At 60.6% G+C, this 3281-nt stretch carries 5 protein-coding genes; all 5 read right to left on the bottom strand.

What is annotated here, in order from left to right:
* Positions 1–229: 229 nt before the first annotated feature.
* The 5 genes from RBB16_RS20550 to rpsJ all read right to left on the bottom strand — a co-directional run bounded on the left by RBB16_RS20550 (position 230) and on the right by rpsJ (position 2783).
* Complete coding sequence (locus RBB16_RS20550; protein ID WP_306047892.1) at positions 230–721, bottom strand: ATP-binding protein; 492 nt, start codon at positions 719–721, stop codon at positions 230–232.
* Positions 722–825: 104 nt separating this feature from the next.
* Positions 826–1122 carry a 50S ribosomal protein L23 gene (locus RBB16_RS20545; RefSeq protein WP_071690457.1) on the bottom strand — a complete coding sequence of 99 codons (297 nt, stop codon included), beginning with the start codon at positions 1120–1122 and terminating at the stop codon, positions 826–828.
* Entirely contained in the window at positions 1119–1739 is a 621-nt protein-coding gene (rplD, locus tag RBB16_RS20540; protein ID WP_306047891.1) for a 50S ribosomal protein L4, read from the bottom strand. Before rplD ends, RBB16_RS20545 begins: the two co-directional genes overlap by 4 nt.
* Positions 1736–2461, bottom strand: a complete 726-nt coding sequence (gene rplC, locus RBB16_RS20535; RefSeq protein WP_071690455.1) for a 50S ribosomal protein L3 — start codon at positions 2459–2461, stop codon at positions 1736–1738. Before rplC ends, rplD begins: the two co-directional genes overlap by 4 nt.
* Before the next feature lie 13 nt (positions 2462–2474).
* The gene (gene rpsJ, locus RBB16_RS20530; RefSeq protein WP_035248435.1) at positions 2475–2783 is read right to left on the bottom strand and encodes a 30S ribosomal protein S10; all 309 of its coding nucleotides are present in this window, start codon (positions 2781–2783) and stop codon (positions 2475–2477) included.
* Positions 2784–3281: the final 498 nt, after the last annotated feature.

Raw genomic sequence — 3281 nt, 5'->3', positions numbered from 1 at the left:
CCCGCCATCTGCATCATCGGCGGCGCGCTGGCCGTCGGGGTGCTGGGGTATTTGATCAATGAGGCGAATGATGGGGGTTCTGGACCAGTTGAAGAATTTTAACAAATGAGAAGCACTCTGGCTCACGCCGAGGGGCTTTTGATTGTCTTCACTTGGAAGCAAGCGTGGGGTGGGCAGTTCTGCCCGCCACTACGACAACTTTGCTGGTCGGTGGGCAAAACTGCCCACCCTACGCGTCATGCACCACTATCCTAAAGCCCTCCCCCTCGCTCGGCGGCACGAAGTGGCTGGTGATCTTTTCGAACTGTTCATCCGTCACTTCGAACGGGTGCTCACCACCTGCATTGCGTGCCTTCAGCCGGGCCTTGCAGACCTCATCCGGAACATCGAGATAGTGTAGTGTATGCGGTACGGCGGTGCTGTCGGCCATTTCCTTCATCCAGCGGCGCTGTTCGACCGTATTGGCCGGGAAATCCAGCACCACGTTCACCCCCGCCGCCAGCAGGTCGCGCACCAGCGGCCCCACGACTTTCTTCAACCGGGTCGAATAGCGCACATAGTCGGAGATCGTCAGCAACTCATCGGGATAGAGCAGCGGCAGCCATTCATCCTCCGACAGCACAACCGCGCGATGCTCCGCCGCCAGCGCCTTGGACAGTGTCGATTTGCCCGCCGCGATCTTGCCGCATAGGAAATGCAGTTTGACTTGCCCGCTCGCCATGATCACAATCCTTCCTCAGATCCCCCAAACCATATGGGACATCCCCGAAACAAGAAAACCCCCGGCTTTCGCCGAGGGTTCCCTCAATCACATTGATCAGAAGATCAGAGGCCAGTCGACACGTCGATCGTGTTGCCCTCTTCGAGGGTCACATAGGCCTTCTTCACGTCTTTCCGCTTGCCGAGCTGGCCGCGGAACCGCTTGGTTTTACCCTTGGTGATGGTGGTGTTGACCGCCTTCACCTTCACGCCGAAGAGGTTTTCAACCGCTTCCTTGATCTGGGGTTTGTTCGCGTCGATCGCCACTTCAAAAACAACCGCGCCATTCTCAGATGCCATGGTCGACTTTTCGGTGATGACCGGCTTGCGGATCACGTCGTAATGTTCTGCCTTCGCGCTCATTTCAGTCGAGCCTCCAGTGCTTCGACACCCGCCTTGGTGATCACGAGCGTGTCACGCTTGAGGATGTCATAGACGTTTGCGCCCATGGTCGGCAGCACATCGAGACCTTCGATATTGCGCGCCGCCTTGGCGAAGTTTTCGTCCACGGATGCGCCGTCGATGATCAGCGCGCGCTTCCAGCCCAGTTCCTTGACCTGCTTGGCAAGCGCCGAGGTCTTGGGGGCGTCGAGCGCGATGCTGTCCAGAACGACCAGCTCACCCGCTGCCGCCTTGGCGGACAGGGCGTGACGCAGGCCGAGCTTGCGGAACTTCTTCGGCAGGTCGTGGCCATGGCTGCGCGGGGTCGGACCCTTGTAGATACCACCCTTGCGGAAGATCGGCGCGTTGCGGTCACCATGGCGTGCGCCACCGGTGCCCTTCTGGCGGTAGATCTTCTTGGTCGAGTAGCTGGTTTCCGACCGGGTCTTCACCTTGTGGGTGCCGGCCTGGGCGTTGTTGCGCTGCCAGCGAACGACGCGGTGCAGGATGTCGGCGCGGGGTTCCAGACCGAAGAGAGCTTCGTCCAGATCCACGGTACCGGCAGAACCGCCATCGAGCTTGATTACATCAAGTTTCATTCTTCCGCTCCCTCAACCGGAGCCTCAACGGGGGCTTCTTCCACGGCAGCCGATTTCACGGCGGCGGGGAAGGGAACACCCTCGGGCAGTTTCTTCTTCACGGCATCCTTGATGGTGACCCAGCCACCCTTCGAGCCCGGAACGGCGCCCTTGACCATGATCAGACCACGGTCTGCATCGGTCCGGACAACTTCCAGGTTCTGGGTGGTGACGCGCACGGCGCCCATGTGGCCGGCCATCTTCTTGCCTTTGAACACGCGGCCCGGGTCCTGACACTGACCGGTGGAGCCGTGCGACCGGTGGCTGATCGACACACCGTGAGAGGCGCGCAGACCACCGAAGTTGTGCCGCTTCATGGCACCGGCGAAGCCTTTACCGATCGAGGTGCCGGACACGTCGACCTTCTGGCCTTCCAGGAAGTGTTCGGCCGACAGTTCGGCGCCCACTTCGATCAGGTTGTCCGGGGTCACGCGGAATTCGGCCAGCTTGCGCTTGGGGGCCACGCCGTTACCGGCGAAGTGGCCGCGCATGGCCTTGGAAACACGCTTGACCTTCGGGGTGCCCGCGCCGAGCTGAACGGCAGAATAGCCATCCTTCTCGGACGTGCGCTGCGACACGACCTGCAGGTTATCAAGCTGAAGAACGGTCACAGGGATCTGCTTGCCGTCTTCCATGAACAGGCGGGTCATGCCCACCTTCTTGGCGATCAATCCAGAGCGCATCTTGTTGCCCTCCTTAGACCGAAATCTGAACGTCGACGCCGGCAGCGAGGTCGAGCTTCATCAGCGCGTCCACGGTCTGCGGGGTCGGATCGACGATGTCGAGCAGACGCTTGTGGGTACGGATTTCCCACTGGTCACGGCTCTTCTTGTCGACGTGGGGGCCACGGAGAACCGTGAACTTCTCGATCTTGTTCGGCAGCGGGATCGGTCCGCGAACTTGCGCGCCGGTCCGCTTGGCGGTGTTGACGATCTCTTGCGTGGAGGCATCCAGCACACGATAGTCAAACGCCTTGAGCCGGATACGAATGTTCTGACTTTGCATGTCATTCGCCCTTTCAGGCTTATTGGAGTTGATAGGACGACCGGCGGCTCATTCCCCCGGCCCTCTTCGAACTCAAAAAGCGGGATCGAATCCCGCTTCTCAAGCAGTCCGCTATCTGCGAACCCGCGCGCTATACGCGGGATAGGGTGGTGGAGCAAGGGGAAAGTTGGGGATTTCTACCCACCTTCCACTGACGAACCAGTTGCTGGCACCGGGCGCGGAATCAAGGCGAAGCCGCCGCGCATTGCCGACGCGCCCTGACGCAGAGGCGATTTGGTGAGGGAAGCGCGATCTTGTGAGCGTTTGCGGATTTGGCCTGGATAAAGTGGCAGCATCTGCAGTTCGGATCGCCCCCGCGCGCGTCGGCAATGCGCTAACGTTCAGATGACCCCGCCGCTGTCCGGGCCGCGTCCCACGCAAAAAAAAGGCCCGCTCGGTTGAGCGGGCCTTTTCGTTAGTCTTGGTGATCCGGTCGCTTAGGCGAGGATCTTGGACACG

Origin of the sequence: Nioella sp. MMSF_3534, from assembly GCF_030732985.1 — a bacterium.
In the GTDB taxonomy this organism is placed as follows: domain Bacteria; phylum Pseudomonadota; class Alphaproteobacteria; order Rhodobacterales; family Rhodobacteraceae; genus Nioella.
This window is presented reverse-complemented; position numbering and strand designations above follow the sequence as displayed.